Raw genomic sequence first — 26,348 nt, 5'->3', positions numbered from 1 at the left:
TTTTGTTCTTACGAAATCTGCTCCGATCACAGATATCGGGGCGAAAACAGGAAAAGTAACTGTTTTGTAACAGACAAGGGGCCGGCCACCCGCCAAATGGCAGGCCCCGACCCCTCTGAATTAATCGTTTCGATCCCGACGTTCTGCCCCTGTGCTGTTACCAGGCGGCTTCATAAATATGCTGGCTCTGCACCAGGTCGATATCGCCATGCTCGCCAATGGCGGTCATGCCGTGCTCCGCCAGCTTGCCGATCAGGGTGTCGATGCCCAACTCGCTCAGACCATAGTCCCGCAGGCGAGTCTTGACGCCCATCCGCTCGAAGAAGTCACGGGTGGCGGCAATGGCCCCGTCGATACGGTCGCTCTCGCTGCCGCTGCGCAGATCCCACACCCGCTCTGCGTATTGCAGCAACTTGGCATGCTTCTGCTGGCGCTTGGCCTGCAACAGGGCGGGCAGCACCACAGCCAGGGTCTGGGCGTGGTCCAGGCCATGCAGGGCGGTCAGCTCGTGACCCAGCATGTGGGTAGCCCAGTCCTGGGGCACACCGGCACCGATCAGACCGTTGAGGGCCATGGTGGCACTCCACATTATGTTGGCGCGCACCTCGTAGTTTTCAGGCTCCAGCAGCGCCTTGGGGCCCTCTTCGACAAGGGTCAACAACAGGCCTTCGGCGAAGCGATCCTGCACCTTGGCATTGACCGGGTAGGTGAGGTACTGCTCCAGGATATGGATAAAGGCATCCACCACGCCGTTCGCCACCTGACGAGCCGGCAGCGTGTAAGTGAGCACGGGATCCAGCACGGCGAAGCGAGGCATCACGAAGGGCGAGAAGAAGTGCACCTTGTCACCCGTGCTGCGGCGGGTCACCACGGCGCCCATGTTCATCTCGGAACCGGTGGCCGGCAGGGTCAGCACGGCGCCGAGCGGAATGGCGGAGCGCACCTCGTTACCAACGGTCTCGAGTATGTGCCAGGGATCCCGGGCCTCGTCGTAGTGGGCTGCGGCAGCGATAAACTTGGTGCCATCCAGCACTGAGCCGCCGCCGACGGCGAGCAGAAAGTCGATTCGCTCGGCGCGGGCCAGCGCCACCGCCCCCATCAGGGTCTCGTAAGTGGGGTTGGGCTCGATGCCACCGAATTCAAACAGTGTCATGCCCGCCAGCTCGTCGCGGATCTGGGCCAGCAGGCCGGTACGCACCACACTGCCACCGCCATAGGTGATCAGGATGCGGGCATCGCTCGGGAGCTGTTCACGAAGCTGGGCAACCTGGCCCTTGCCGAACAGGATCTTGGTCGGGGTATGCAGAGTAAAGTTGTTCATCGACATTGCCTTTCTATGTTTCGGGCGGCCAGGCCGCAAAATGTGATTGCATTTTTCTCCAGACCACCTCTACCATCAAGACAACATCCTGCTTGATTCTTGCCTATTTCTACAAACCCGCCAGAATCACCACAAAAGAGACTCCATGCAGAACCGTTACACCGACCTCGCCGCCAAACTGACCCGTCACGTCACGGCTCCCGGCATCACAGCTTCTCCGGTTGAGCAGGTAAACCTTATCTACACCACCGAGTACCACGGTCGCACCCCCGTGCTCTACCAGCCACGGATGATAGTGATACTGCAGGGACACAAGGTGGGCTATCTGGCGGATCAGGTGTTTCGTTACGATCCCAGCCACTATCTGCTGATGACGCTGCCGCTGCCCTGTGAGTGCGAGTGTTTTGCCTCCCCCGAGCAACCGCTTGTCGGTTTCTCCCTCGAGATCAACGTCGCCACCCTGCAGGAGCTGCTGCTGGAACTGGGGGATGCCCTGCCCGCCCCGGCTGTGCAAAAGAGCGGTGTCCACTCAGTCCCCCTGTCCGAAGAAATGTTCTGTGCCGCCGAGCGACTGATCGACCTGATGGACAAGCCCCACCACGCCCGGGTGCTGGGACCGCAGACAGTGCGGGAGATGCTCTTCTACGCGCTGCATGAGGGGGGAGGCCCGGCGCTGCAGGCGCTGGCCAACCGTCACAACCATGTGGGCCAGATAGCCCGGGTGCTGCGTATGATAGAGTCGCGCTTCGCCGACAACCTCACCATGGAGGAGCTGGCGCGGGAGGTGAACATGAGCGTCTCCGCCTTTCACCACCACTTCAAGGCGGTCACTTCCACCTCGCCGCTGCAGTACATCAAGTCGTTTCGCCTCCACAAGGCGCGGCTCATGATGCTGCACGACGGCATCAAGGCCGGTGCCGCGGCGGCAAAGGTCGGCTACGAGAGCAACTCCCAGTTCAGCCGGGAGTACAAACGCTATTTCGGCAGCACGCCAACCGATCAGGCCTCCCGCTTTCGGGACGGCCAACTTCGTATCATTGAGGGATAAAAAGAGGGATAACTTATGCGTTCACTGTTCTGTCTGTTGTGTGGCCTGCTGCTGACGGCCTGTACCGGAATGGCCGATGGCATCCGTCCCGTCACCGGCTTCCAGCTCGACCGCTATCTTGGCACCTGGTATGAGATAGCGCGTCTGGATCACAGCTTCGAGCGGGGGCTGGAAGAGGTCAGCGCCAGCTACAGCCTGCGTGATGATGGTGGCGTCAGGGTGATCAATCGGGGCAAGCAGAGCGATGGCAGCTGGCGCGAGGCCGAGGGCAAGGCCTATTTCGTTGACAAGCCGGACGAGGCGCGGCTCAAGGTGAGCTTCTTTGGCCCCTTCTACGGCGGCTACAACGTCATCGATCTTGACCCCGATTACCAGCTCTCCCTGGTGACCAGCTACAACCACGACTATCTCTGGATCCTCTCCCGCTCCCCCAACCCGCCGAAAGCCAAGGTCGATGCCCTGATCGCCAAGGCGAGAGAGCTGGGTTTTGCCACCGACAAGCTCATCTGGGTCAAGCAGCCCGGATAACCTGCGGACATGCAAAAGGGCAGCCCGCGGGCTGCCCTTTTTATTGCTGGCCGGTTATTGCTGGCCGGTTTAGAGCCGGAAGCGGCCTATCTCCTGCTCCAGCCGCTCGGTCAGCGACTTGAGCTCGGCGGCCTGAGTGGCCTCTTCGCCCGCCTGCTCGGCCAGCTCCTGAGAAACATGGCGTATGTTCTCGGTATTGCGGCTGATCTCGCTGGTGACCGAGGTCTGCTCTTCGGCCGCCGCCGCTATCTGGGTCGCCATGTCGCTGATGGAACCTATGGCCTGGTTGATCAGTGACAGACTCTGGTTGGCGGCTTCCGCATCCTCCACGCTGGTACCCGCCAGCTGGCGACTGGTCTCCATGCCACCGACCGCACGGCGAGTGGTCTGCTGCAGGGTTTCGATCATCTGCTGGATCTCGTCGGTGGAGTCGTGGGTACGCTTGGACAGCACCCGCACCTCGTCTGCCACCACGGCAAAGCCACGGCCCTGTTCGCCGGCCCGTGCCGCCTCGATGGCGGCGTTGAGCGCCAGCAGGTTGGTCTGCTCGGCGATGCCGCTGATGGTCGCCAGAATGCCGCTGATCTTCTGGGCATGGGCATCCAGCTCATTGATGATCTGGCTGGCATCGGCCACTTCATCCGCCAGCCCTGTGATGCTGCGCTGGCTCTGGCCAACCTGGGACTGGCCCGCAACGGCGAGCTTGACCGCATCCCCCGAGGTGGTGGCCGCAAACTCGGCGTTGCCGGCGATCTCCTGAGTCGCAGAAGCCATCTCGGTCACCGCAGTCGCCACCATGACGATCTCGTCCTGTTGCTGGCGCACCCGCTGGCTGCGAGCCAGGGCGCCGGCCGCCTGAGTACGGGACTGGGCTGCCAGCTCGACGGTCACATCCCGCAAGCGGCTGACGATGCCATGCAGGCGGGCCACAAACTGGTTGAAGCTCTCGGCCAGCTGGCCCACTTCATCCTTGCTGCGGGTGTTGATGTGAACTGTAAGGTCCCCCTCGCCGTGGGCGATATCGTGCAACGCCCCTGCCACCCGGCCCAGATCCTGGAACAGGTACTTGAAGGTGCTGGTCAGCACCAGGCCGAACACCAGGATCAGACCCGCACTGATGAGTGACAACTGCAACAACAGGCTCTGCAACGGCGCCATCAGCACATCCTCATGCATCACCATGGCCAGCAGCCAGTCGGTGTTGGGGATCGGCAACACCAGCATCTTGGTGTCGCGTCCGCCGATCTGCACCGCCTGCAGGCCGCCCTGCTGACTCATGCCCACCAAGCGGTTGGCATCGAGCTCAGGCGCCAAATCCTGGCTCTTCTTGAGCGCCAGATCCTTGTTCGGGTGAGCGACGATGAGGCCGCTCTTGTCCAGCAGCATGGCGTAGCCATCCCCCTGCACCCGCATCGCCAGCACATCCTTGATGAGCTGTTCCAGCGCCAGGTTGGCACCGACCACACCGGCCAGTCGGCCCTGCTGCATCACGGGTTCGGCCAGGGTCACCACCAGCTGCTGCATGGTCACGCTGACATAAGGTTCCGTGATGATGAGCTTGCCCGCCTTGACCGCATCCTGATACCAGGGTCGCGCACGCGGGTCATAGTCACCCTTGTTGAGGGAGGGATCGTTGCGGGTCATCACCCCCTCCTCGGAACCGTAGTAGGCCAACCCGAAGCCGCCGGATCGCAAGGTCTGCTGCAGATGAGGCACCAGCTCGGACGTCGGGTGGTTGGCGATGACATTGACCTGGGCGGTCAGGCTCTCGCGCCTGTCCTGCATCCATTTCCCGATCCCCTCGGCGTAGGCGCTGGCATAGTTGCGCGCCTCGCTGTCGATGGCGCTCAGGGTCTGGTTTTTCAGGGTATAGAAGGCGGTCATGCCCAGCAGGCAAACCGTGATCAGGACCACGCCAAGACTGGTGGCCAACAACTTGCCGCGAAGGGAGAGATTCATGGGATATCCTTATGGCTGTCTCAATGGCGTCAAACAAAGCTGCACACCTTGTGTGGACTATATCGACTGAAAATCCCGTTCCATGAATACCAATCCCTTGATTTTAAATACATCAGTAGCTATTCCCCTGGCAACGCTCCTTTCCATCCGGCACTCATCCTTTCCCTCTTGATCCACTGCCGGTGCAGCCCCGACCGATGCAAAAAGGCCGCCTTGAGAGGCGGCCCGTCTTGTATCCCGTCACACGCGCCTACCTAGCGCACCCGGGCGATGGCGGTATTCAGCCGCATATTGCCGGCATCCAGGCTCGGGGTTTGACCGTAAAACTCGAACTCCAGCTTGACCCCAGGGCGGAACACCAGACAGTGGGTCGAGCCGCCGAAGTGGAACATACCGAGCGGATCCCCCTTCTTCACCCTGTCCCCCGCCCTCACGGTAACATCGCAGCTCGACACCTCTGCCATGCCCACAGGCACCACGCACATCAGCCCGATTTTGGGGTTGTCTGCTTCGATGAAGATCAGCGCCCGGGTTGCCACCGAGGTAAGGAAAGGCTGCGAGTTGTTGGGCGCGCTGGGATCCGCCCCCTGCGGGTCGACAAAGCCCTCGAACTGGTTCTCCAGATAGTAGGTGCCGTTGACCACGCGCACCTTGCGGATGGTGCCGCTCACCGGGCTGTGCCAACGGTGATAGCTGAGCGCACTGAGGAAGGCCTGATACACGGTGCCGCCATCGAAGCGGGGTGCCAGATCGTCGAAATCTAGCATGTTGTCCAGCGAATAGGGCTGTCCCTTGAGCCAGAACTGATCGCTGCGGCTCACCCCTTTCTTCACCTGCAGCGGCGCCGATTCGCAGGCGTTGACGATGACGTTGTCATCCTCAGGTGCCGAAACGGGTCGCACATCAGGACGGAAGGTACGGGTGAAAAAGTCATCCCAGCAACTGAAACCGTGATACTCGGCCGACGGGTCACATTGGAAAATCTGCTCAAAGCTGCCAGGTGTCGGATTTGTCCCTTCCCCCAGGGCCCCGCAGGCCACCTTGACCATTTCGCTCTTGGCCGCCTTGCCGAGCCAGGGCACCACCAGAGTCTCATGATCCAGCCTGCTAACCGGTTCATTCAGCACATAGCGTGAGGCCGGGCTTTGCAGAAACTGCTCCCAGTAATCGAGGATTTTCTTGAACTGCTGATTGATCAGAGCGTTGGCAAAGAAGTGATAACCGGATTGGGTCGCCATGGGCCAGTCGAGCAGGGCATTGATGGGAAAACCGATAAGGCCGGAGGGTTCGTGCGTCGGAATATCCTGATATGCCTCGGGTGCCGTGGTCATGATGCCGTTGAGCAACCCCAGAAACTCCTCGAAGGATCGCACCTCGACCTGGCCGAGCGGGGTCAGATGCTTGTGACGCCAGGCCTCCTTGAACATGGCTTCTGCCTGGGCGTGCAACCAGGGATCGGCATTGACCAGATCCCGCAGCTCGGCGATGGGGGGCACCAGCTCACCCGGCTGGTTGGCGACATAGTGCTTCATCCGCCGGATCCAGCGCGCTATATGGGCACTGTCCCGGGGTACCCAGCCACCGGGGCGAGACTTGTTCAGTCGGGTTTCAACTGCCTCGTTCATGAGTCTATCTCCGCAAGTGATGTTCACGCCCACAATCCACGGCTTGAGCATTGGCTATCTGAGTGCCATCAAGGCGCAATGGCACCGCCCGTCTTGTGTAGCACAGGGAGCCATGAAGCACGATTGCCAGAAACGACAGGGCGGATTGGTGCAATAGCGACTAGCGGTCAAGGCAGGCGTTGAATGTGAAGCGAGACAACTGCCGCGAAACGGCCGCAACACAGGGAAGAGAGAGGTAACCAGGGGAACAAAACCGGGAACGCAGAAATGCGAAAAGCCAGCTCAATGAGCTGGCTTTTCTGAAAATGGCAGGGGCGGCAGGACTCGAACCCGCAACCATCGGTTTTGGAGACCGCTGTTCTACCAATTGGAACTACGCCCCTGCAACAAACGAGGCGAATTATACAAAGCCGGGTTCAAAGGTAAAGGCTTTTTTCTCACTTTCGATGCGATTGCACAAATGACGAGCAACTTGCAGTAATTTGCGCAGCATCACTGGGTAACTTGCTGTATTTACAGCCTTGTCAGGGTAGGAAAGCCGCATAAATGGGGGTAGGGTGAAGATTGGTTCCGGGAGGCTGTTCATGCTCAATTACCGATTGCTCCAACAACTGGCGCCGCTCAACTTCAGGGATGAACGCAAGACGGAGTCCCTGCCCGACTATCTCGACCGGGTTGCCCCGCAGGTCCCCTTCATTCCCCACAGCGTGCTTTCTCAATGGATTTATCGTCATTGGCGCGGTTTTGAGTCCAACTGGAGCTTTATCGATCTCGCCCGTCACCAGTTCGAGTGCGAGCAGTGGCCCACCGAGCGGATCATCGCCCAGACCGGCTCCCGTCATATGGAGGTGATCGAGCGCTGGGGCGAGATGCTGCGCCACAACCGCTACGTACGTCGATCCTGGCTCGGCGACTACATGCTGACGCAAGGCACCTGGTCAGAGCCCATCATAGTGCTGGCCACGGTGCCGGATAGCCGTTACCCGGACGGGCAGCCGCTGCCACAACCCTATTGCCTGCTGGAAGGACATCACAGACTCGCCTATCTGCGTTCCATGGCCGAAGATCAACAACCCCTGCAAACAGAACACAGCGTGTGGGTTTGCCGACCCGTTTACGCCACTTAAACGTTTTCCTGCGCAAATCCTGCCTTTGAAATAAATTTTTGACAATTCAAAAACCGGCCCTATAATCTGTCCGATTTTGAAAAAGGTCGGGACAAGACGATGCAGTTTTTGATTCGGAAAACAGCCTTGCAGACGGGTGGTGCGCACCAGAGCGGCCCCGTTGTTTCCGGTTCCCGCCCCACAGATCCCCAGTTATTTTTAAAAAAGGCCCCTGTTTCAGGGGCTTTTTTTTGTGCCCGAAAAACCTTCATTGATGTCAAAGGGAATGCAGACGATGACCAATCCACTCTATAAGAAACATGTCATCTCCATTTCGGACCTGACCCGGCCCGACATGGAACTGGTGGTCGCAACCGCACAGCGGTTGAAGGCCGAGCCCGACACCCGCCTGTTGAAAGACAAGCTGATTGCCAGCTGCTTCTTCGAAGCGTCTACCCGTACCCGCCTCTCGTTCGAGACCGCGGTCCAGCGCCTGGGTGGCAACATCATCGGCTTCGCCGACGGCGGCAACACCAGTGCCAAGAAAGGCGAGACCCTGGCCGACTCCATCAAGATCATCGGCTCCTACTCGGATGCAGTGGTGATGCGCCACCCGAAAGAGGGCGCCGCCCGTCTCGCCTCCGAGTTCTCCCGCGTGCCTGTCATCAACGGTGGTGACGGTTCCAACCAGCATCCGACCCAGACCCTGCTCGACCTCTTCTCCATCCATGAGACACAAGACAGGCTCGATGGCCTCAACGTGGCCTTCGTGGGTGACCTGAAATACGGCCGCACAGTTCACTCCCTGGCCCAGGCCCTGAGCCTGTTCAACTGCCGCTTCTTCTTCATCTCCCCGGAAGCGCTGGCGATGCCGGACTACATCTGCGAAGAGCTGGAAGAGAAGGGCATACGGTTCAGCGTGCACGAAACCATGGAAGAGGTGATGCCGGAGCTCGACATCCTCTACATGACCCGGGTGCAGAAAGAGCGCTTCGACGAGACCGAATACAAGCACATGGCTGCCAAATTCGTGCTGGAGCTGGCGACCCTGGAAGGGGCCAAACCCACCATGAAGATCCTGCACCCCCTGCCCCGCGTCGACGAGATCGATGTGGCGGTCGACAAGACGCCTCACGCCTACTACTTCCAGCAGGCGGAAAACGGGGTCTACGCGCGCCAGGCACTGCTGGCTCTGGTACTGAACGAAACCGTCTAAGGGAAAAGGGGAACATCATGTCCGAGAAGAATCAACTGCAAGTCGAAGCCATCCGTCACGGCTCCGTCATCGACCACGTCCCCGCCGGCCAGGGCATCAAGATCCTCAAGCTGTTCCAGCTGATCGAGACTCAGGAGCGGATCACCGTCGGTTTCAACCTCAAATCCGGCGCGCTGGGCAAGAAGGATCTCATCAAAATAGAGAACACCCGCCTGACCGCGGAACAGGCCAACCAGCTGGCCCTGTTCGCCCCCAAGGCGACCGTCAACATCATCGAAGACTTCGCCGTGGTGAAGAAGCATCAGCTGGAACTGCCTGAGTTCATTACCGGTGTGTTCCACTGCCCCAACTCCAACTGCATCTCCCACAACGAGCCGGTCGACAGCTACTTCCGGGTGCGCGAGGTGAAGGGCGTAGTACGCATGAAGTGCAAATACTGCGAGAAGTCCTTCACCCAGGACATCGTCAGCGAACGTTACTGATATCCAAGTGGGCCCCAATGGGCCCATTTTTGACCCCTGTCACATCACAGATTCTCTGTTTAGCTATAATTTGCCATCCTATAAAGGCTAAACATCGTTGATTCCCTGCCTCACGTCTTACCATCAGAATTTTTAGCTATAAAAAAGCATTGATGGCAGATATCGAGCGATAGCCTCCGGTCACCGTCAAAGGAAATCGCCGTGGTCAAAACCCTCAGTCGTCCCGTTGAACAAGAGCCCGATCTGGCCCAGCTGGATGCCTGTCGCCAGATCATCGGCCAGCACTGCTACAGCACCCAGGAAGAGATCCGCCGCGAGCTATCGATGCGCGGCTTTGCCGACATCAGCCAGTCCACCATCTCCCGTCTGTTGCGTCGCCTCGGCGTGGCCAAGGCCCAGAATGCCAACGGCAAGAAGGTCTACACCCTGGTGGACGACCAGCTGGAACCCGCCGGCAGCACCCGCTCCATTCACGACATGGTGCGCGAAGTGGTGCATAACCAGCAGATGGTGCTGATCCACACCACACCGGGCGCCGCCACCGTAGTGGCCCGCCTGCTGGATCGCAACGCCAATCCGGAGATCATGGGCGCCGTCGCCGGCAACGATGTTGTACTGGTCGCCCCGCGCCATATCAGCCGTACCCGTCAGGCCCACGCCGCCGTGGTGCGCACCCTGGAGCAGGCCCGCTGAGCTCCTCCCCTGAATGCAGCAAGGCGACCCGGGTCGCCTTTTTGTTGCCTGAGCGCCGCTCGTATCATCGCCCACCCCTTCCGTTTTCCCCCACGCCGCCCAAATTGCTCTACAGCAAATGGCCAGCCACGTTATCCAGCCATAAAAAACGGGAGCCACAGGCTCCCGCTTCATATTGCATGTCATCGATGTCATGAGAGCACTGCGCCCAGGCTCAGGCAAACCACGATCAGCACTGTCAGGATACCGAGCAGCGGAGCCACCCACTTCAGCCAGCGCACATAAGGCACCTTGGCGATGGCAAGACCGCCCATGACGACGGCGGAGGTCGGGGTCACCAGGTTCACCAGACCGGAGGCAGACTGATAAGCGGTCACCACCAGCTCGCGACCCACGTTGGCGAAGTCGGCCAGCGGCGCCATGATAGGCATGGTCAGCACGGCCAGACCGGAGGAGGACGGCACCAGGAAGGAGAGCACCACTTCCAGCACGAACATGACGTTGATGAACACCACTGTGGAGAGACCGGTCACTATCCCTTCTGCGCTGTGCAAAATGGTGTGAGTGATCATACCGTTGTCCATCACCACCACGATACCGCGAGCGATACCTATGATCAGGGCCACACCGAGCAAGTCGCGGGCACCGTCGATGAAGTTGGTGGTCAGCTCCTCTTCGCTCATGCGGGAGATGACACCGACTATGATGGCGGCGGCCAGGAAAACGCCGGAGATCTGCGCCATCCACCAGCCGAGCACGGCCACACCGTAAATCATCACGGCGAAGGCGGCGACGAAGATACCCAGCACTATCTTGCGAGTCAGAGTGAACTCCAGCATCTGGTCGCTCTTGTTGCCAAGGAAATGGGCACGGTTCTCTTCCCACTTGTCAGCCACCAGGGATTTGCTGGGGTCGTTGCGCACCATCTTGGCGTAACGCATCACATAAGCCACGCACAGCAACCAGCCGGCCACCAGCATGGCGACGCGCAGCCAGATGCCGTCGGTGAAGGAGATGCCCGCCGCGTTGGCGGCAATGACGGTGGCGAACGGGTTGATGGTAGAACCCAGAGTACCGATACCGGCACCCAGCAATACGGTCGCTGCGGCTACTACCGGGTCGAAGCGGGCGGCCATCATCACGGGCACCAGCAAGGTGTAGAAGGGCAGCGACTCTTCGGCCATGCCGTAGATGGTGCCCCCTGCGGCGAACAGCGCCATCAGGATCGGGATCATCCACTCTTCACGGCCACGCAGCCGATCGGTGACCCGTTCGATACCGGCATCGATGGCACCCGTCTTGGTCACAATGCCAAGAAAACCACCGATGATCAGGATGAAGAGGGATACGTCAATGGCGCCTGCCTCATAAGTGTCGTGGTTGTAGAGACCATCGATGGGTGCCAGCAGCACGTCGACTATCCCCTGGGGATTCCCCTCTACCAGCTTGTAGGTTCCGGCCACCGGCACTTCCTTGCCGAGGGCGTCGTTCATGATCATGTCGTATTTGCCGGCTGGCACTACCCAGCTCAGGGCGGCCACCAAGGCGATCAGCACAAACAGTATCGTGTAGGCTGACGGGAACTTGAATTTGGTCATGGTCCAGCTTCCTTCTGTGGTGTGGTATCCATGCAAGCTGCGGGTTGTAGGGTTAGAGGTATTATGCCGCCGTCACATGGTCGAAAAGCCGGGGGTTACCCCCCGGCACCACTACTGCGACCTTAGTCGCCCAGCGTAGCAACCATCACTGCCTTGATGGTGTGCATCCGGTTTTCGGCCTCGTCAAACACGATACTGTGCTCTGATTCGAACACGTCCTCGGTCACTTCCAGACCTTTCATTCCATATTTGTCAGCCACTTCCTTGCCCATGGTGGTCTCATCGTTGTGGAACGCCGGCAGGCAGTGCATGAACTTCACATCCGGGTTCTTGGTGGCGTTGATGACGTCCATGTTGACCTGATACGGAGTCATCAGTTTCACCCTTTGATCCCAGGCTTCTTTTGCTTCACCCATGGATACCCAAACGTCGGTGTAGAGGAAATCGGTGCCCAGCACACCCTCTTTCACATCTTCGGTCAGGGTGATGCGAGCGCCGGTTTCTTCGGCGATCATGCGGCACTTGGCAACCAGATCCTCTTCCGGCCAGAAGGCTTTGGGGGCAACCAGGCGAATATCCATGCCCATCTTGGCGGCACCGACCATCAAGGAGTTGCCCATGTTGTTGCGGGCATCACCTAGGTAGGCGAACTTGATTTGATCCAGACGTTTGCCCTTGCCGTGCTCCAGCATGGTCATGAAGTCGGCCAGGATCTGGGTCGGGTGGAATTCGTTGGTCAGGCCGTTCCAGACCGGGACACCGGCATAAGCGCCCAGCTCTTCCACGATCTCCTGGCCGTAGCCACGATATTCGATGCCGTCATACATGCGCCCCAGTACACGGGCGGTGTCCTTCATGGACTCCTTGTGACCGATTTGGGAACCGCTTGGGCCGAGGTAGGAGACTTGCGCGCCCTGGTCGAAGGCCGCCACTTCAAACGCACAGCGGGTGCGGGTGGAAGTCTTCTCGAAGATCAGGGCGATGTTCTTGCCGACCAGATGCTTGCGCTCGTAGCCACCGTATTTGGCTTTTTTCAGGTCGATGGCCAGATCGATCATGTATTGGATTTCGCGCGGGGTGAAGTCCAGCAGTTTCAGGAAGTTACGGTTACGCAGATTAAAAGCCATGATGAGTTCTCTCTCTATATTTGTTCAGACCAAATAGGCAGTAGTGTTGGCTACGCATTCACAGTTCAAATTTGTTCGAGTCACATTCGGGTGCGCTATTGGCTACACACCCACGGTGCGAGTGGCGATGATATTGGTACCGGCCTCTCCCTTGAGGATGGCCAGGCCATCTTCCAGCGAGCCGATCCCGACCATGCCGCCAGTCGCTTTGACAAATTCACAGGACGCCTCAACCTTGGGCCCCATGGAACCGGCATCGAACTTGACGCCAGCCAGTTCATCCGGGCTGGTGACTCGCAGCGGATGCTGGGTCGGCTTGCCCCAATCCAGGTAGACGGCATCGGCATCGGTCAGGATCAGCAGGGCGTCGGCCTTGATCTGCTTGGCCAGGTAGGCGGCAGACATGTCCTTGTCGATGACGGCTTCGATACCGGTCAGGCACTTGCCATCCCAGGTCACGGGAATACCACCACCACCGGTACAGATGATGAGGTGTCCTTGTGCAATCAGGGTTTCGATGGCATCGCCTTCGACGATGCGCTGGGGCAGCGGTGACGGCACCACGCGGCGGAAGAACTTGCCGTCAGCCTTGACGACCCAGCGCTTCTCTTCAGCCAGGGCGCGGGCTTCCGCTTCCTCATAGACGGGGCCGATAAACTTGGTCGGATTGGCAAATGCCGGATCCTTGGGGTCAACCTGCACCTGAGTCAGCAGCGCGGTCACGTTGCGGCTCGGCATCAGGTTTTTGAGCTCCTGGATCAGCATGTAGCCGATCATGCCCTGGGACTCGGCGCCCAGCACATCCAGGGGATAGGGAGAGACCTTGGTATAGGCGCTGTTTTGCAGGGCAAGCAGGCCGACTTGCGGGCCGTTGCCGTGCACCAGTACCACGTTGTACTCCTGAGCTATCAGGGCGATGGTCTTGGCAGCGGTGGCGATATTTTTGCGCTGAATATCCGCTTCAAGGGGCTCGCCACGACGGAGCAGGGCATTGCCACCCAGGGCGACGACGACAGTTGGTTTTTTCATGAGTGTTGATCTCGAGTCTTGGTATGTGTGGCGCCAGCCTCTGCTGGCGCCACGCCGTCTTGTCAGATGCCGTCACGTTCCATCGGGCAGCTCATGCAGCGGGCGCCGCCGCGGCCACGACCCAGTTCTTCACCCGGAATGGAGAGAACAGTGATGCCGGCCTTGTCATATTTCTCGTTGGTGTAGGTGTTGCGCTCATACCCCACCACCACGCCAGGACGCACTGTCAGCACGTTGTTGGCATCGTTCCACTGTTCGCGTTCGGCTTCGAAGCTGTCACCACCCGTGGTGATGAGCTTGAGCTGATCCACGCCCAGCGCTTTTTCAATGGCGGAAACAAAGTAACCCTCTTCCTTGATGTTCATGCCGGTGGCACCGCCCGGAGTCAGGCTCCAGCAGTTCACGTCCTTGCGGATGACTTCCGGATAGACGGAGAAGGTATCTATATCCATGTGGGTCATGACGGTATCCAGGTGCATGCAGCTGCGGTGTTTCGGCAGTTGCATGGCGATGACCTGTTTGGCCTGACCGTGTTTGAACAGGCTGCGAGCCAGGTGCTCGACCCCTTGCGGCGTGGTGCGCTCGGACATGCCGATGAGCACGGAGCCACGACCGATCACCAGCACATCTCCCCCTTCGATGGTGGAGTTGTCATAGTCATGATCCTCATCACCGAAGTACTTGATGAAGTCCTGACCGGCAAACTGCGGGTGCCAGCGGTAGATGGCCTTCACATGGTTGGTTTCACGGCGACGGGCGGCCTTGGCCATGGGGTTGATGGAGACGCCACCGTAAACCCAGCAGGAGGTGTCACGGGTAAAGAGATGGTTCGGCAGAGGCTCAATGATGAAATCGGTCGGAGCGTGCATGCCGACGACCATGTTGACGCCACTGTAAGGCATCTCTGAGTAGGTCAGGCCGCCGGAGAGGATGCGGGCCAGCTCACGGTGCGGCATGTCCGCCAGGAAGCAACGCACGTCATTGGCAAGAGAAGAGCCGAGACGATAATCGGAGACCTGATGTTGCAACAGCCAGGTTTTGGCTTCCGGTACATCCAGGGTTTCAGCCAACAGGTTGGTCAGCAGGAAAACTTCGACATTCTGATCGCGCAGTACCTGAGCGAATTTGTCGTGCTCCTGACCGGCACGCTCAACGGACAGGACATCGTCGAACAGCAGATCCTGGCAGTTGGAGGGGGTCAGACGCTTCAGACTGAGGTTGGGGCGGTGCAGCATGACGCGGCGCAATTGGCCAACTTCAGAACCTACATAAAATTTGCTCATGATTATATTCCGTCTAGCAGTGGTCCCTGCGAGTGATTGAATAGATTCCTTCTATTCATGCTCGTGGCTAAGGCGGGATATTCTTTATGTAGGGTACTCAGCTTGTGTTCTATCCTGCCCTTGCCTTTCGAGACCGAGGTTAGACCTGCAAATCACGCCAAACTTGGACATTGATCACATTCAGCCAGAACTGAATAAAACCACAGTTTATTCTTTGACGAGCATAACAGAACTGACAATCTCCCATTCAACAGAACCGCTTGAATAAGCAATTTCCTACACTTTAATTTCATATTTCAGCTTATTTCATTCATTTAAAATCTCGACGGCGCAAAACAAACCAAAACAAAAAAACTTGTTTTTCATACACATAAAGAGAAATCCTTAATCTATTGAATTTAATATTCAAAAAAATGAATTCTTCACTGATTTTAAAAGGAGGGATACCAAGATAAATAGTCATAACCGGATCGCCCGCTGAATAATCCTCTTCTTGTCCCAGATCATGGCATTGTGCCAGACCCGCCAGCACAGGCCTGTGCCGCAAGCTGTCAGTGACATACCTTTTATATGGATATGCACAAAACCAGCATCTTGGTCATGCATTTTTCACCGCCCCTGCCACACCCTCTTTTCAAACTTTTTTCATTAGTTGAATTTATTTCGCAACCTTGCGTCACAGGCCGACTCGACTTAACTCAGAAAGTGATCCGGATCACGCCCTGTTCTGTCACCAAGGAGATAGTCATGAAGATCAAGTCCCTGTTTCTGCTTGCCGCCCTGGTTCTGCCCGCAACACCGCCCCTGGTCAGCGCGCAAGGCGCCCCTGCCATCCCCATGGTGGTCTGCCACGTGGACAAGGCCCCCCAGATGCTGGTCCCCGAGTATGTGTGTCAGTGGTACGGAGGTCGTCAGCACTACTGAGTGTGAAAGCCAGGAGGAGCCCGGCTCCTCCTGGCTTGTCATGCATCAACCCCCTCCTATACTCAAGGCAGCTATTTTTCATAGGGATAGGGGACTGTCATGATCCTGCTGGTCGGTGGTGAGAAGGGTGGGAGCGGCAAGAGTTGCCTGGCTCAGAATCTGGCAGTCGACCTCAGAACCCGGTTTCATGGCGAAGTGTTATTGGTCGATTGTGACCCCCAGCGCACCACCTCCGACTGGATCCAAGAGCGCAACGACAACCCGGATCTCCCCCAGATCAACTGCGTGCAGCTCTACGGCAACATTCGCAACGACCTGCTCAGCCTGAAGAACCGCTACGACTACGTCATCGTCGACTGCGGTGGTCAGGATAACCGGGCTCTGCGCTCCACCATGGCGGTGGCCACCCATGCCCTGATCCCGCTTAGACCCAAGCGCCGCGACCTCAAAACGTTGCCGCACATGGAAGATCTCATCACCACCTGCAAGATGGTCAATCCCACCCTCAAGGCTGCCGTTGTACTGACCCAGTGCCCTGCTCTGCCCAACCAGGTAAAACGCATTCTGGAGGCCAAGGAGGTCTGCTCCTCGTTCGGGGTCGATGTACTGAACGCCATCACCTACAGCCGCAACGTCTATGACGACAGCGAAGAGAAGGGGCTCTCCGTCATGGAGATCGAGCCAGATGGCAAGTCGGCCGAAGAGATCCGGACCATCGCCAAAGAGTTTTTGGAGCTGGAGGTGTGAAATGGGCCTTGCCGACCTGAAGAAGAAGCACAATCTGCATCATCAGAAGAAATTCACCATCGACGAGTTTATCGAGGATGCGGATTTCTACGCCAAGGGCAAACCCAAAGTAGTCAGTCTTGAGCTGAGCCTGCATCGGGATGAAGCCCTGACGGCGCTCGCCTTTATCGAGCGTGGCGAACACCTGAAACCCAGCTATAAAAAGGCAACTTTCTCCCTGAGTACGGCGGCCATCGACGAGCTGGGCAACCTGACCCAGCAGGACGGCATGAACAAATCCCTGCTATTGCGCCTGTTCACCCACTACTTCTCCTCTCTTAGCCAGGAAGAGCGCCAAACCATCTATGAGCGGCTGCAAGAGCACAACTGAATCTCACCGTATTGACAGCCATTCTCATCCCCCTGCTCCCCTGTAGTTACTCCCTCTCCACTTCCTGAACCCGAGTTAAATGGAGTGTGAGACATTCGCCATTGACTGCGTAAGCCAGGCGCCTGAAAAGACCCCGCGATAGTCGGAAGACAGGATCGAAAAACCTGAACAAAAAATTATTAACGCAATGATTTTAAAAACAAAAAAACCATAAAGGTTTCCTTCGTAACCAGATCGGTAAAAACGTTTTTCACACTGCCGTTGTCGTCCCTCCTGAAATCCTTATAGTTACTCCTGCACGGACGCAATGAAGTCGGTCAGGAAGACTGGCTGCCAGGGTTGGGCAAATGGACTCACCACAGGATGTGGTAAAGGACACCTCCCGGGACGGAGAAAGTGCGACGGGAACGGATGACTCGTCAGGCTATGATGGCTAAAGGACACCCCAAAGGATTGGGAAGGGGAAACCTAAAGGAAGAGGTATAGTCAGGGATTGCAGGGAGCAACTTCGTTCAAGGATATGAGCGATAAGACTATCGGGGGCGACGCAAGTCGCCCCCATCTTTTTGGCCTTTTTTTACCTCGGCCACACCATAGCGCTATTACGCCAGTCGGAAGTGCCCCACGATTTCTCTCAGCCGATCATAAGTCTTCTGCATCGACGCCGAGCTTGCCACCGTCTCTTCCCCGTTGCTGGTCAGCTGACGGATCACCTCTGCGATGGCACTCATGTTGCGATTGATCTCTTCCGCTACCGCGCTCTGCTGCTCGGCAGCCGTGGCAATGTGGCTGATGAGATCGTTGATCTCCACCACTTCACCCGCCATCAAGTCCAGCGACTCGTTTACCTTGGTGGTGTTCTCGGCAGCTCCCTGACAACTCTGCTTGGTGTTGCTCATGGCATCCACCACAGTCTGAGTGCCCCGCTGCAAGCTGGCCAGCATGGTCTGGATTTCGGCCGTGCTCTTCTGGGTGCGGGCAGCCAGCGAGCGCACCTCGTCCGCCACCACCGCAAAACCCCGTCCCTGTTCACCGGCGCGAGCCGCCTCTATGGCAGCGTTGAGTGCCAACAGGTTGGTTTGCTCGGCAATGCTGCCAATTACCCCAAGCACTGAACCAATCTGCTGCACATCCTGCTGCATGGCTTCGATGGATCGCGCCGTCGCCGCCACCTCGTCCACCAGCGCCATCACGCTGGCCATGGCCTGATCGACTACCTGACGGGATTGATCCGCCAGCTGCTGGCTCTGGCCGGTGAGCTGGGCCGTGCTGGCGGCACTCTCCGAGACGGAAACCGCAGTGCGACTCATCTCATTGATGGCCGTCACCACCTGTTCGGTCTCGCGCACATGATCCGCCAGCAAGGATTGAGCGGCACCGGTCTGGTTGGCCAATCCTTCGATGCCGGTATTGAGCTGGCCACTCGCCCCCTGCACCTCTCTCATCATCTCCTGCAGACGCTCGATGAAACGGTTGATGCCAGCCGAGATCTGGCCCAGGTCATCCTTGCTCGTCACCGCCAGTCGGCGGGTCAGGTCGCCGCTGCCGCGAGAGAGCTCCAGCACCAGATCCCGCAACGAGAGAATGGGACGATAGGCCACGTTGAGCGCCAGCATGGCCAGCACCAGCACCAGTACAGCCACCGCCAGCAGGGCCATGACAATCTTGCCGTTGAGTGCCTGGGTCATGGCGCGGATATAGTCGAGATCGACATAACCGGTCAGGGTCCAGCTGCTGCCACGAATATCCAGCTGATTGGGGCGAGACTCGCTCTCTCCCTGCGGCTTGCTGCTGTAGAGCACATTGCCCTGACCGTCAGCAAGGGAGAAGTAGCGCCCTTCCCCGCTCACTTTCTCCAGCAGATGCTTGAACTCGCTCATGTCGAGGTAATAAAGGTAGGCAGAATCGGCACCACGCGGCACCAGTATGGTAATGACCGGCTTGCCATCCACCTGTTGTAACGGGCTGATGGTGATCTGGTTGTTGGCTTCGGGGATCAGCTTGCGCAGGGCATCCACCTTGGCCGCATCGTTGATGACACCGCCCACGTCGAACGCCATGTCGCCGATCACCTTGACGATGTTGTGAAATCCGGTCTCTTGCAGGGTCTTCTTGACGTTGGTCACGCCGAAGTTGAGGTTGGCCGCCAGCAGGATCTTCTGATTGATATCCCCCGCCAGCTTCTCTTTGACGAGCACTATCTGTTCGTTGATGTTCTGGGTGGACTGGGTTCGAATGTAACCACTGATGAAGTGATTCACACTGAACCAGGCGGTGCCGATGGTGACCAGAATGGCCAATAGCAGCAAGAGGTAAATCTTGACCTTGAATGGCATGGGTTCCCTCCAGAAGGGAGGGCCGGCATTGCCAACCCTCCCTGCCAATTGTTATTTCTTCTTGGCGTACTTCATGGAGTCCAGAGCCACCGCCAGTATGATGATGCCGCCCTTGATGATGAACTGCCAGTAAGGGCTGACTCCAATATAGGTCAGGCCGTAGTTGATCAGGGTGAAGATGAGCACCCCAGTGATCACACCGGCAACCGTCCCCACACCACCGGCAAAGGAGACACCACCCACCACGCAGGCTGCGATGGCATCCAGCTCGTACATGAAGCCGAGGTTGTTGGTGGCACTGCCTACACGGCCCGCTTCCAGCATGCCGCCGAAGGCGTAGAAGACACCGGCCAGGGCATAGATCATCACCAGGTTGACCGCCACATTGACGCCGGAAACCTTGGCGGCCTCGGGGTTGCCGCCGATGGCGAAGATGTTTTTGCCAAAACGGGTCTTGTTCCACAGCACCCAGACAAAGACGCTGGCGATGGCCGCATAGAAGGTGAGATACGAAAGCTTGAACCCTCCTATCCGGATAAAGCCCTGCGCGAAACTCGAGAAGCGGGGGTCAAAACCGGCCACCGGCGAGGCACCCACGGAGTCAAAGTAGAGAGAGTTGATGCCGTAGACGATGATCATGGTGCCCAGGGTGGTAATGAACGGGGTTACGTTCAGATAGGCCACGATCAGACCGTTAACCAGCCCGATCAACGCACCCACGGCACACACCAGCAGGATCACCACAGGGATGGGCACTTCCCCCAGGCTGGGAAACACCTTGTTGACGTTGGTCAGCGCCTGCAACATGGTCGCCGCAATCAGCGCCGCCAGACCGACCTGACGACCGGCCGAGAGATCCGTCCCCTGGGTGATGATGATGCCCGCCACCCCCAGCGCTATGATGACCCGCACCGAGGACTGGGTAAGGATATTGCTGAAGTTGGTGAGGCTCAGGAAGGAGGGCTCCTGGATCACTATGACCATGAGCAGCACCAGCAACACCAAGTAGATGGCGTTTTCCTTGAGCGCCTGCATCAGATTGAAATTTTTAGCCGACTCCATAAATGTCTTCCTGTCTCTAGAGGTACAGAGATGCCAGGCGCAATATCTCGCTCTGGTCAGTTTCTTTGGTGTTGACGATCCCGGCGACCCGGCCATTGCTCATCACCATGATGCGATCCGTGATCCCGAGCAGCTCGGGCATTTCAGACGAGATGATGATGATGCCCTTGTCCTTCTTCGCCAGCTCCAGGATGAGCTGGTAGATCTCGAACTTGGCCCCCACGTCGATGCCGCGGGTCGGTTCATCCAGCATCAGGATCTCCGGCTGGGTCAGCAGCCAGCGGCCGATAATGACCTTCTGCTGGTTGCCACCGGAGAGGGAGCCGATCTGCGTCTGCTGGGTCGGCGTCTTGACCCGCATGGCGTCGATGACCCACTGGGTGTCGCTCTTCATCTTGTTGTTGCTGAGCAGTCCCATGGAGCCCTTGTAGCTGTCCATATTGGCGATCAGGGAGTTGAAGGCGATATCGAGGCGCGAATAGATGCCGGTGGAGCGGCGCTCTTCCGTCACCAGGGCGAAACCGTTCAAGATGGCCTCGTGCGCCGTATGATTCGCCACCACCTTGCCGTGCAGCTTGATGGCACCCGCACTGTGATCGCGAATACCGAACAGGGTTTCTACTATGTCGGTGCGCTTGGCCCCCACCAGCCCGGCGATGCCGAGGATCTCCCCCTTGTGCAGGTTGAAGGTCACGTCCTGGATGGAGGGCTGGTTTTTGGCCGTCAGATGTTCGACCTCGAGGATCACCTCTTTCGGCTGGTTGGTTTTTTCCGGGAAGCGCTGGGTCAGCTCGCGACCGACCATCATGCCGATGATCTGATCCATGGTCATGCCCTTGAGTGGCTGGGTTGCCACCCACTGGCCATCCCGCAATATGGTGATCTCGTCACACAGCTGGAAGATCTCTTCCATCTTGTGGGAGATATAGACGATGCCGCAGCCCTTCTCTTTCAGCTTGTTGATGATCTTGAAGAGGTGGTTTACCTCTTTCTCGGTCAGGGAGGAGGTCGGCTCGTCCATGATGACGATCTTGGCGTCATAGGAGAATGCCTTGGCGATCTCGATCATCTGCATCTGGGACACGGAGAGCGTGCCCACCTTGACCTTGGGATCGATATCGATATCCAGCTCGTCAAAGATGCGCTTGGTATCGTCATACATCTTGCCGTGGTCGACAAACCAGCCCTTGGTGGGATAGCGACCTAGCCACATGTTGTCCATCACGGTGCGCTGCAATACCAGGTTGAGCTCCTGATGCACCATGGAGACGCCATTTTCCAGCGCCTCTTTGGAGGAGGTGAAATTGACCTCCTGCCCCTTGAAGAAAATCTTGCCCTGATCCTTTTCATAGATGCCGAACAGGCACTTGAGCAGCGTGGATTTCCCCGCCCCGTTCTCGCCCATCAACGCATGCACAGAATGAGGACGGACCCGTAAATTGACATTATCGAGTGCCTTGACGCCGGGAAAGCTTTTACTGACGTCAATCATCTCCAACAGCCATTCTGATTGTTGCTGTGTTGTCATATCAGCCATCACATCTGGTTGAAAAAAGGGCAAGGGGATCTCCCTTGCCCTGGAGGAGGGAGTTACTCGAATTGAGACAGGTTGTCTTTATCCACACCCACGTAGGCAACACGTACGACCTTGTCGACGATAGTCCACTGGGTACCTTCACCGGCCGGCTTGCCTTCAGCCAGATTCTTGGTCAGCTCGAAGGTGGCCTTGGCCTGGTTGGCTGCATCGTTCAGCACTGTACCCGCCATGGCACCGCTCTTGACCATGGCCAACGCCTCGGGCAGCGCATCGACGCCGAACACCGGAATGGCGGTCTTGCCCTGGGCTTTCAGTGACTCGACGGCGCCCATCGCCATGCCGTCGTTGTTGGCGATGACCACTTCAATCTTGTTGGCGTTGGGGCCGGAGATCCAGGCATCCATCTTGTCCTTGGCCATGGCGGTATCCCACATACCTGTATCCATGTGCAGCTGCTCCGTCTTGAGACCGCCATCGTTCAGGGTCTTGACGACGTAGGAGGTGCGGGCTTCGGCATCCGGGTGGCCCGGCTCGCCCTTGAGCAGCACGAACTGGATGACGCCATCCTTGTTCAGATCCCACTCGGGATGGGCTTTCCAGTGTTTGGCGATCAGCTGACCCTGAATGATGCCTGACTCCTTGGAGTCGGTACCCACGTAGTAAGCCTTCTCATAGCTGGCCAGATCGGCAGTGCTCGGCTCCTTGTTGTAGAAGACGACCGGAATATCTTCGCCACGGGCCTTCTCAATCACGACAGGGGCAGCCGCCGGGTCAACCAGGTTGATCGCCAGGGCCTTCACGCCCTTGGCCAGCAGCACGTCGATCTGATCGTTCTGCTTGGACTGGTCATTCTGGGAGTCATTCATCAGCAGCTCCACACCCGGGTTTGCCGCTGCTTCCTTCTCGATGGCCTTGCGTACCACAGCCATAAAGTTGTCGTCGTACTTGTAGACGGTAACCCCCAAACGGGTTTCGGCATGGGCAGTGGCCCCTGCCATCAGGCTCATCAGTACGGCGGCAACTGTCGTGATTTTTTTCATTGTTATGCTCCGATCTCTCTATCTGTTTTTGTAGGGAATGCTGTACACCAATTGAACTGGCGCCAGCCTAATGTAATCAGTTTGTTGTATGTCGGTCTGTGATCATGGCAACAAAATGAAAACGCTTACACTCTGTTACATAGCAATAAATTCATTAAAAATCATGGAGTTGAAGTTAACCCCGCTTGATGGGGACCTGAACGTGCCTTTTCGCTACCTATGAGCAGGTCAGATTCAGCGTAGAACACAGTTCCAATAGTAGCTCCCTGGCTGCAACCAATATTCCGGTCGCACGCTCTGGCTCCAGGAATCATCGCCACCCACCCCCATATGAAAACCATCGAGACAGAGGTGCAGGCCTCCCTGCGCCACCAGATCGGTCTGATGGCGCGCCAGGGTCAACTGCTGCTGACTGTAGCGACTGACGCTGAAGTGGAACTGCCCTTCGAACGTCAGGTCCCCCAGCAACAGTTGGCGGGTCTCACAACGCAGTCCGTTGTCGGTCGGGAACACATAAGGGGTGTGCAGAGCAGTCAGAGGCAACTGCCAGCGACCGAGATCTGCGCCAAGCAGGCGATCCGGATAGTTCTCATGGGGGCCGCGGCCCAGCCAGCTCACCTCATTGAACTCATGGTTCACTCCTTCATCCAGCCAGAGCCTGGCACCGATGCGGGGCAGCGATGGCATGTCTGCGGCGACCTCCACCCTGATGGTGAGTCCCATGGCACCGTCGGCGCCAAAGCTGTGCTGCCAGCGGGTCGATAGCTTGAGCGCCTCGTTGACGAAGTAACCGTGAGTTACCACCACACAGCCCTGATGAGCATTGACCTCCAACCCGAGACAGCGATGCTGCAGATGGTTGAGCCCTGCCCTTTCCCAACGGGCAATCCAGGCGTCGGGATCGGCGTGATCCGCTTCGCTGGTGCCTATGTCGTTGTCCAGCGGCGCGCGATAGAAGTGATCGGCAATGGCCTCCCGCAGCCGCTCGCGGCCATGTTTCTGCCAACTGCGGATGCGGCCGCTGCTTTTGTCCAGTTGCCACTCGCTGCCAGCCGCGCAGACAAGCCAGTGATCCGGCTGCTCGCTTATCGCGGCAGGGTTAAACGCCGCCGGAATCGCCATGGGCGTTGGCAGCATAAATTGCTGGTGCGCCACCTCATGATCCGGCTCGGCCCAGGCCGTAGCTGCGGGTTGCACTATGGCCAGCTCCAGCCAAGCGAGGGAGCCTGCCGCAAAGGCTGGCAGCGTATCCAGCAAGGTCAGCGCCACACTGGCCCGAGGCGCGAGTGTGAGTGGGCATTCCCCCTGCAGCACGACAACGCCGTTCTCGCACAGTTGCCAGCGCAGCAATTCGTTATCCGTGGTACGGAACAGGTATTCACTGTCGATCCCCACCACCAGGGGATGCTGGCTCAGCAATGTCAGCTCGAAAAATTGCTGGGCCCGCTTTGCCTCGAACAGGGCGGGATGGGGCGCCCTGTCCGGAAACAGCAGGCCGTTGCAGCAGAACTGGCGATCGTTGGGCTGGTCGCCGAAGTCACCGCCGTAAGCCCAATAGTGGCGGCCATCGCCGGTCTGCTTGTCGAGCCCCTGATCCACCCAATCCCACACGAAACCACCCTGCAGCCTGGGATGATCGCGAAACGCCTGCCAGTAGTGGGCAAAGCCCCCTAGGCTGTTGCCCATGGCATGGGCGTATTCACACAGGATGAGTGGCCGGGTCTCGCCCGGCAGGCCGATCCACTTGGCCAGCGCCCACTTGGGCACGGCCGGGAAGGGTTGATCCTGATGGGTACGGGCATACATGGGGCAGATGATGTCGGTAGCGGCCGTGTCTGCCCCGCCCCCTTCGTACTGGACCGGACGACTCGGATCACTGCGCTTGAGCCAGCCATACATGGCGTCGTGGGCAGGGCCATAGCCGGATTCGTTGCCCAGTGACCAGATGATGATGGAGGGGTGGTTGAAGTCGCGCGCCACCATGCGGGTGACCCGCTCCAGAAACGCGCCACTCCAGGCGGGATCCTGCGCCAGTCGCCCCATGGGCACCATGCCGTGAGTCTCCAGGTTCGCCTCGTCCACCACGTAGAGACCGAGCCGATCGCACAGGCGATAAAAGTCAGGATGATTGGGGTAGTGGGAACAGCGTACCGCGTTGAAGTTGTGTTGTTTCATCAACCGCAGATCCTGCTCCATGGCGGCAGGGGTCACCACATGGCCCAGGGCTGCGTCGTGCTCGTGGCGGTTGGCGCCGCGAATGAGCAGAGGCTGGCCATTGACCCGCAGCAGACCGTCACGGATCTCCACCGCCCGGAAGCCCACGTCATGGGCCTCGCTCTCGATGGGCTCGCCCTGTTCATCCAGCAGGGTCAGGGTCAGTCGATAAAGGTGGGGCGTCTCGGCGCTCCACTTGTGCGGCGCCGTTACCTCCAGCCATAGCTCGGCCCTGTCTGTGTAAGCGCCCTTCTCGTCGATGGCACCTGTGCCCAGCAGCTGGCGCCGGTCGGCGATCAGCGTCTCACTGAAATAGAGCTTGGCCTCCACCGCCAGCCCGGCGCCCTCATTGACTTGCAACTCCACCTTGAGGCGAGCATCCCGATAGCAGGCATCCAGCACGGGTGTCAGCCGCACATCCATCAGATGGCGCTCGGGTTTGTGCAGCAGGCTGACGGAACGGAAAATCCCGCCGAGGCGCCACATGTCCTGATCTTCCAGATAGGAGCCATCAGACCAGCGCAGCACCAGCACCGCCAACCGGTTGCGACCGGCATTGAGGCATGGGCTCAGATCGAATTCGGCAGGCAGCCGGCTGTCCTGGGAATAACCGATCCAGCGGCCGTTGCAGAACAGGTAGAAGGCGCTGTCCACCCCGTCGAAGATGATGCGGGTCTGGCCGCTGGCCAGCCAGTCGGCGGGCAACTCGAACTCGCGGGAGTAACAGCCGGTCGGATTGTCTGCCGGTACCCGGGGCGGATCACAGGGGAAGGGATACTTGATATTGGTGTAGATGGGGCCGTCAGTGGCGGGACGCGACGCCGGATAGGCGGCATCCAGCTGCCAGTTGCCGGGCACAGAGATGGCACAGGCATCCGCCAGATCCTGCTCTAGCCACTGCTCAGGCACGAACTCCGGTGCCTCGAAGAAGGAGAAACGCCATTCGCCATCCAGCAGCAACCGTGACGGTGAGGCGAGAGCGGTACGGGCATCCGCCTCGCTGCGCCAGCTGAACAAGGGGGTATGAGCCGCCAGACGATTCACCGATGTAATCGTCTGGGTCTGCCAATCCTGACGGGCCACTATCTCCCTGAGCATCTTTT

Annotated in this window: 22 protein-coding genes and 1 tRNA gene; 9 read left to right on the top strand and 14 right to left on the bottom strand. The window is 58.5% G+C overall.

Annotated features, from left to right (window positions below):
- Positions 1 to 157: 157 nt before the first annotated feature.
- On the bottom strand, positions 158 to 1,321 hold the full coding sequence (gene yqhD, locus AC1P02_RS06355; protein ID WP_165484210.1) for an alcohol dehydrogenase: 1,164 nt from the start codon (positions 1,319 to 1,321) through the stop codon (positions 158 to 160).
- Positions 1,322 to 1,466: 145 nt separating this feature from the next.
- On the opposite strand from yqhD, the gene AC1P02_RS06350 reads away from it, so the two are divergent.
- Together AC1P02_RS06350 and AC1P02_RS06345 are read left to right on the top strand one after the other, a co-directional pair.
- Positions 1,467 to 2,369, top strand: a complete 903-nt coding sequence (locus tag AC1P02_RS06350; RefSeq protein WP_021140787.1) for an AraC family transcriptional regulator — start codon at positions 1,467 to 1,469, stop codon at positions 2,367 to 2,369.
- Positions 2,370 to 2,384: 15 nt separating this feature from the next.
- Entirely contained in the window at positions 2,385 to 2,897 is a 513-nt protein-coding gene (locus AC1P02_RS06345; protein WP_276559695.1) for a lipocalin family protein, read from the top strand.
- Positions 2,898 to 2,966: 69 nt separating this feature from the next.
- Here the strand turns inward: AC1P02_RS06345 and AC1P02_RS06340 are convergent, their stop codons facing one another.
- The 3 genes from AC1P02_RS06340 to AC1P02_RS06330 all read right to left on the bottom strand — a co-directional run bounded on the left by AC1P02_RS06340 (position 2,967) and on the right by AC1P02_RS06330 (position 6,864).
- A complete protein-coding gene (locus AC1P02_RS06340; protein ID WP_265431045.1) occupies positions 2,967 to 4,856 on the bottom strand; it encodes a methyl-accepting chemotaxis protein in 1,890 nt (629 codons plus the stop codon).
- 254 nt (positions 4,857 to 5,110) lie between these two features.
- Positions 5,111 to 6,481 (bottom strand): phophatidylserine decarboxylase associated domain-containing protein, encoded by a 1,371-nt coding sequence (locus AC1P02_RS06335; RefSeq protein ID WP_485184600.1) that lies wholly within the window; start codon positions 6,479 to 6,481, stop codon positions 5,111 to 5,113.
- A gap of 306 nt (positions 6,482 to 6,787) precedes the next feature.
- A tRNA-Trp gene (locus AC1P02_RS06330) sits at positions 6,788 to 6,864 on the bottom strand.
- A 201-nt stretch (positions 6,865 to 7,065) separates the two neighbouring features.
- Between AC1P02_RS06330 and AC1P02_RS06325 the strand changes: the two genes are divergently transcribed.
- From AC1P02_RS06325 to AC1P02_RS06310, 4 genes are all read left to right on the top strand, one after another.
- A complete protein-coding gene (locus AC1P02_RS06325; protein ID WP_485184598.1) occupies positions 7,066 to 7,608 on the top strand; it encodes a hypothetical protein in 543 nt (180 codons plus the stop codon).
- Positions 7,609 to 7,882: 274 nt separating this feature from the next.
- Positions 7,883 to 8,803, top strand: a complete 921-nt coding sequence (gene pyrB / locus AC1P02_RS06320; protein ID WP_485184596.1) for an aspartate carbamoyltransferase — start codon at positions 7,883 to 7,885, stop codon at positions 8,801 to 8,803.
- 17 nt (positions 8,804 to 8,820) lie between these two features.
- On the top strand, positions 8,821 to 9,285 hold the full coding sequence (pyrI, locus tag AC1P02_RS06315; protein WP_005318436.1) for an aspartate carbamoyltransferase regulatory subunit: 465 nt from the start codon (positions 8,821 to 8,823) through the stop codon (positions 9,283 to 9,285).
- Between the two features lie 201 nt (positions 9,286 to 9,486).
- On the top strand, positions 9,487 to 9,978 hold the full coding sequence (locus AC1P02_RS06310; RefSeq protein ID WP_005318434.1) for an arginine repressor: 492 nt from the start codon (positions 9,487 to 9,489) through the stop codon (positions 9,976 to 9,978).
- A gap of 191 nt (positions 9,979 to 10,169) precedes the next feature.
- Here AC1P02_RS06310 and AC1P02_RS06305 read toward each other — a convergent pair whose 3' ends face one another.
- The 5 genes from AC1P02_RS06305 to AC1P02_RS06285 form a co-directional block, all read right to left on the bottom strand.
- Positions 10,170 to 11,576, bottom strand: a complete 1,407-nt coding sequence (locus AC1P02_RS06305; protein WP_005318432.1) for a YfcC family protein — start codon at positions 11,574 to 11,576, stop codon at positions 10,170 to 10,172.
- A 122-nt stretch (positions 11,577 to 11,698) separates the two neighbouring features.
- The gene (gene argF / locus AC1P02_RS06300) at positions 11,699 to 12,703 is read right to left on the bottom strand and encodes an ornithine carbamoyltransferase (RefSeq protein ID WP_429179664.1); all 1,005 of its coding nucleotides are present in this window, start codon (positions 12,701 to 12,703) and stop codon (positions 11,699 to 11,701) included.
- A 102-nt stretch (positions 12,704 to 12,805) separates the two neighbouring features.
- Positions 12,806 to 13,732 carry a carbamate kinase gene (arcC, locus tag AC1P02_RS06295; RefSeq protein ID WP_005318428.1) on the bottom strand — a complete coding sequence of 309 codons (927 nt, stop codon included), beginning with the start codon at positions 13,730 to 13,732 and terminating at the stop codon, positions 12,806 to 12,808.
- A 62-nt stretch (positions 13,733 to 13,794) separates the two neighbouring features.
- Complete coding sequence (arcA, locus tag AC1P02_RS06290) at positions 13,795 to 15,015, bottom strand: arginine deiminase (protein WP_058395113.1); 1,221 nt, start codon at positions 15,013 to 15,015, stop codon at positions 13,795 to 13,797.
- Between the two features lie 310 nt (positions 15,016 to 15,325).
- Positions 15,326 to 15,547: a hypothetical protein gene (locus AC1P02_RS06285; protein ID WP_485184591.1), complete on the bottom strand. Its 222-nt coding sequence runs from the start codon at positions 15,545 to 15,547 to the stop codon at positions 15,326 to 15,328.
- Positions 15,548 to 15,762: 215 nt separating this feature from the next.
- On the opposite strand from AC1P02_RS06285, the gene AC1P02_RS06280 reads away from it, so the two are divergent.
- The 3 genes from AC1P02_RS06280 (at position 15,763) to AC1P02_RS06270 (ending at position 17,056) form a co-directional block, all read left to right on the top strand.
- On the top strand, positions 15,763 to 15,939 hold the full coding sequence (locus tag AC1P02_RS06280) for a hypothetical protein (RefSeq protein WP_485184589.1): 177 nt from the start codon (positions 15,763 to 15,765) through the stop codon (positions 15,937 to 15,939).
- Between the two features lie 99 nt (positions 15,940 to 16,038).
- Positions 16,039 to 16,686, top strand: a complete 648-nt coding sequence (locus AC1P02_RS06275) for a nucleotide-binding protein (protein WP_058395114.1) — start codon at positions 16,039 to 16,041, stop codon at positions 16,684 to 16,686.
- A 1-nt stretch (position 16,687) separates the two neighbouring features.
- Positions 16,688 to 17,056, top strand: a complete 369-nt coding sequence (locus AC1P02_RS06270; protein WP_096118916.1) for a CopG family transcriptional regulator — start codon at positions 16,688 to 16,690, stop codon at positions 17,054 to 17,056.
- Between the two features lie 602 nt (positions 17,057 to 17,658).
- On the opposite strand, the gene AC1P02_RS06265 is transcribed toward AC1P02_RS06270, so the two are convergent.
- The 5 genes from AC1P02_RS06265 to AC1P02_RS06245 all read right to left on the bottom strand — a co-directional run bounded on the left by AC1P02_RS06265 (position 17,659) and on the right by AC1P02_RS06245 (position 26,343).
- Positions 17,659 to 19,392, bottom strand: coding sequence for a methyl-accepting chemotaxis protein (locus tag AC1P02_RS06265; protein ID WP_485184586.1), 1,734 nt, complete (start codon positions 19,390 to 19,392; stop codon positions 17,659 to 17,661).
- Positions 19,393 to 19,443: 51 nt separating this feature from the next.
- On the bottom strand, positions 19,444 to 20,454 hold the full coding sequence (gene mglC / locus AC1P02_RS06260; protein ID WP_017412477.1) for a galactose/methyl galactoside ABC transporter permease MglC: 1,011 nt from the start codon (positions 20,452 to 20,454) through the stop codon (positions 19,444 to 19,446).
- Between the two features lie 16 nt (positions 20,455 to 20,470).
- The gene (mglA, locus tag AC1P02_RS06255; RefSeq protein ID WP_021141103.1) at positions 20,471 to 21,991 is read right to left on the bottom strand and encodes a galactose/methyl galactoside ABC transporter ATP-binding protein MglA; all 1,521 of its coding nucleotides are present in this window, start codon (positions 21,989 to 21,991) and stop codon (positions 20,471 to 20,473) included.
- Positions 21,992 to 22,044: 53 nt separating this feature from the next.
- Positions 22,045 to 23,031, bottom strand: coding sequence for a galactose/glucose ABC transporter substrate-binding protein MglB (gene mglB / locus AC1P02_RS06250; protein WP_005318413.1), 987 nt, complete (start codon positions 23,029 to 23,031; stop codon positions 22,045 to 22,047).
- Between the two features lie 234 nt (positions 23,032 to 23,265).
- On the bottom strand, positions 23,266 to 26,343 hold the full coding sequence (locus AC1P02_RS06245; RefSeq protein ID WP_485184583.1) for a beta-galactosidase: 3,078 nt from the start codon (positions 26,341 to 26,343) through the stop codon (positions 23,266 to 23,268).
- Positions 26,344 to 26,348 lie beyond the last annotated feature (5 nt).

Source organism: Aeromonas sp. TS_SC_11 (genome assembly GCF_057318915.1).
This window is presented reverse-complemented; position numbering and strand designations above follow the sequence as displayed.

Bases quoted from the DNA above. Each gene is read 5' to 3' on its own strand.
- pyrB (WP_485184596.1), top strand. From the start codon at position 7,883: ATGACCAATCCACTCTATAAGAAACATGTCATCTCCATTTCGGACCTG.
- AC1P02_RS06325 (WP_485184598.1), top strand. From the start codon at position 7,066: ATGCTCAATTACCGATTGCTCCAACAACTGGCGCCGCTCAACTTCAGG.
- argF (WP_429179664.1), bottom strand. From the start codon at position 12,703: ATGGCTTTTAATCTGCGTAACCGTAACTTCCTGAAACTGCTGGACTTC.
- AC1P02_RS06345 (WP_276559695.1), top strand. From the start codon at position 2,385: ATGCGTTCACTGTTCTGTCTGTTGTGTGGCCTGCTGCTGACGGCCTGT.
- AC1P02_RS06265 (WP_485184586.1), bottom strand. From the start codon at position 19,392: ATGCCATTCAAGGTCAAGATTTACCTCTTGCTGCTATTGGCCATTCTG.
- AC1P02_RS06305 (WP_005318432.1), bottom strand. From the start codon at position 11,576: ATGACCAAATTCAAGTTCCCGTCAGCCTACACGATACTGTTTGTGCTG.
- mglA (WP_021141103.1), bottom strand. From the start codon at position 21,991: ATGGCTGATATGACAACACAGCAACAATCAGAATGGCTGTTGGAGATG.
- arcA (WP_058395113.1), bottom strand. From the start codon at position 15,015: ATGAGCAAATTTTATGTAGGTTCTGAAGTTGGCCAATTGCGCCGCGTC.
- pyrI (WP_005318436.1), top strand. From the start codon at position 8,821: ATGTCCGAGAAGAATCAACTGCAAGTCGAAGCCATCCGTCACGGCTCC.
- AC1P02_RS06340 (WP_265431045.1), bottom strand. From the start codon at position 4,856: ATGAATCTCTCCCTTCGCGGCAAGTTGTTGGCCACCAGTCTTGGCGTG.
- AC1P02_RS06270 (WP_096118916.1), top strand. From the start codon at position 16,688: ATGGGCCTTGCCGACCTGAAGAAGAAGCACAATCTGCATCATCAGAAG.
- mglC (WP_017412477.1), bottom strand. From the start codon at position 20,454: ATGGAGTCGGCTAAAAATTTCAATCTGATGCAGGCGCTCAAGGAAAAC.
- AC1P02_RS06245 (WP_485184583.1), bottom strand. From the start codon at position 26,343: ATGCTCAGGGAGATAGTGGCCCGTCAGGATTGGCAGACCCAGACGATT.
- AC1P02_RS06280 (WP_485184589.1), top strand. From the start codon at position 15,763: ATGAAGATCAAGTCCCTGTTTCTGCTTGCCGCCCTGGTTCTGCCCGCA.
- arcC (WP_005318428.1), bottom strand. From the start codon at position 13,732: ATGAAAAAACCAACTGTCGTCGTCGCCCTGGGTGGCAATGCCCTGCTC.
- mglB (WP_005318413.1), bottom strand. From the start codon at position 23,031: ATGAAAAAAATCACGACAGTTGCCGCCGTACTGATGAGCCTGATGGCA.
- AC1P02_RS06350 (WP_021140787.1), top strand. From the start codon at position 1,467: ATGCAGAACCGTTACACCGACCTCGCCGCCAAACTGACCCGTCACGTC.
- AC1P02_RS06335 (WP_485184600.1), bottom strand. From the start codon at position 6,481: ATGAACGAGGCAGTTGAAACCCGACTGAACAAGTCTCGCCCCGGTGGC.
- AC1P02_RS06275 (WP_058395114.1), top strand. From the start codon at position 16,039: ATGATCCTGCTGGTCGGTGGTGAGAAGGGTGGGAGCGGCAAGAGTTGC.
- yqhD (WP_165484210.1), bottom strand. From the start codon at position 1,321: ATGAACAACTTTACTCTGCATACCCCGACCAAGATCCTGTTCGGCAAG.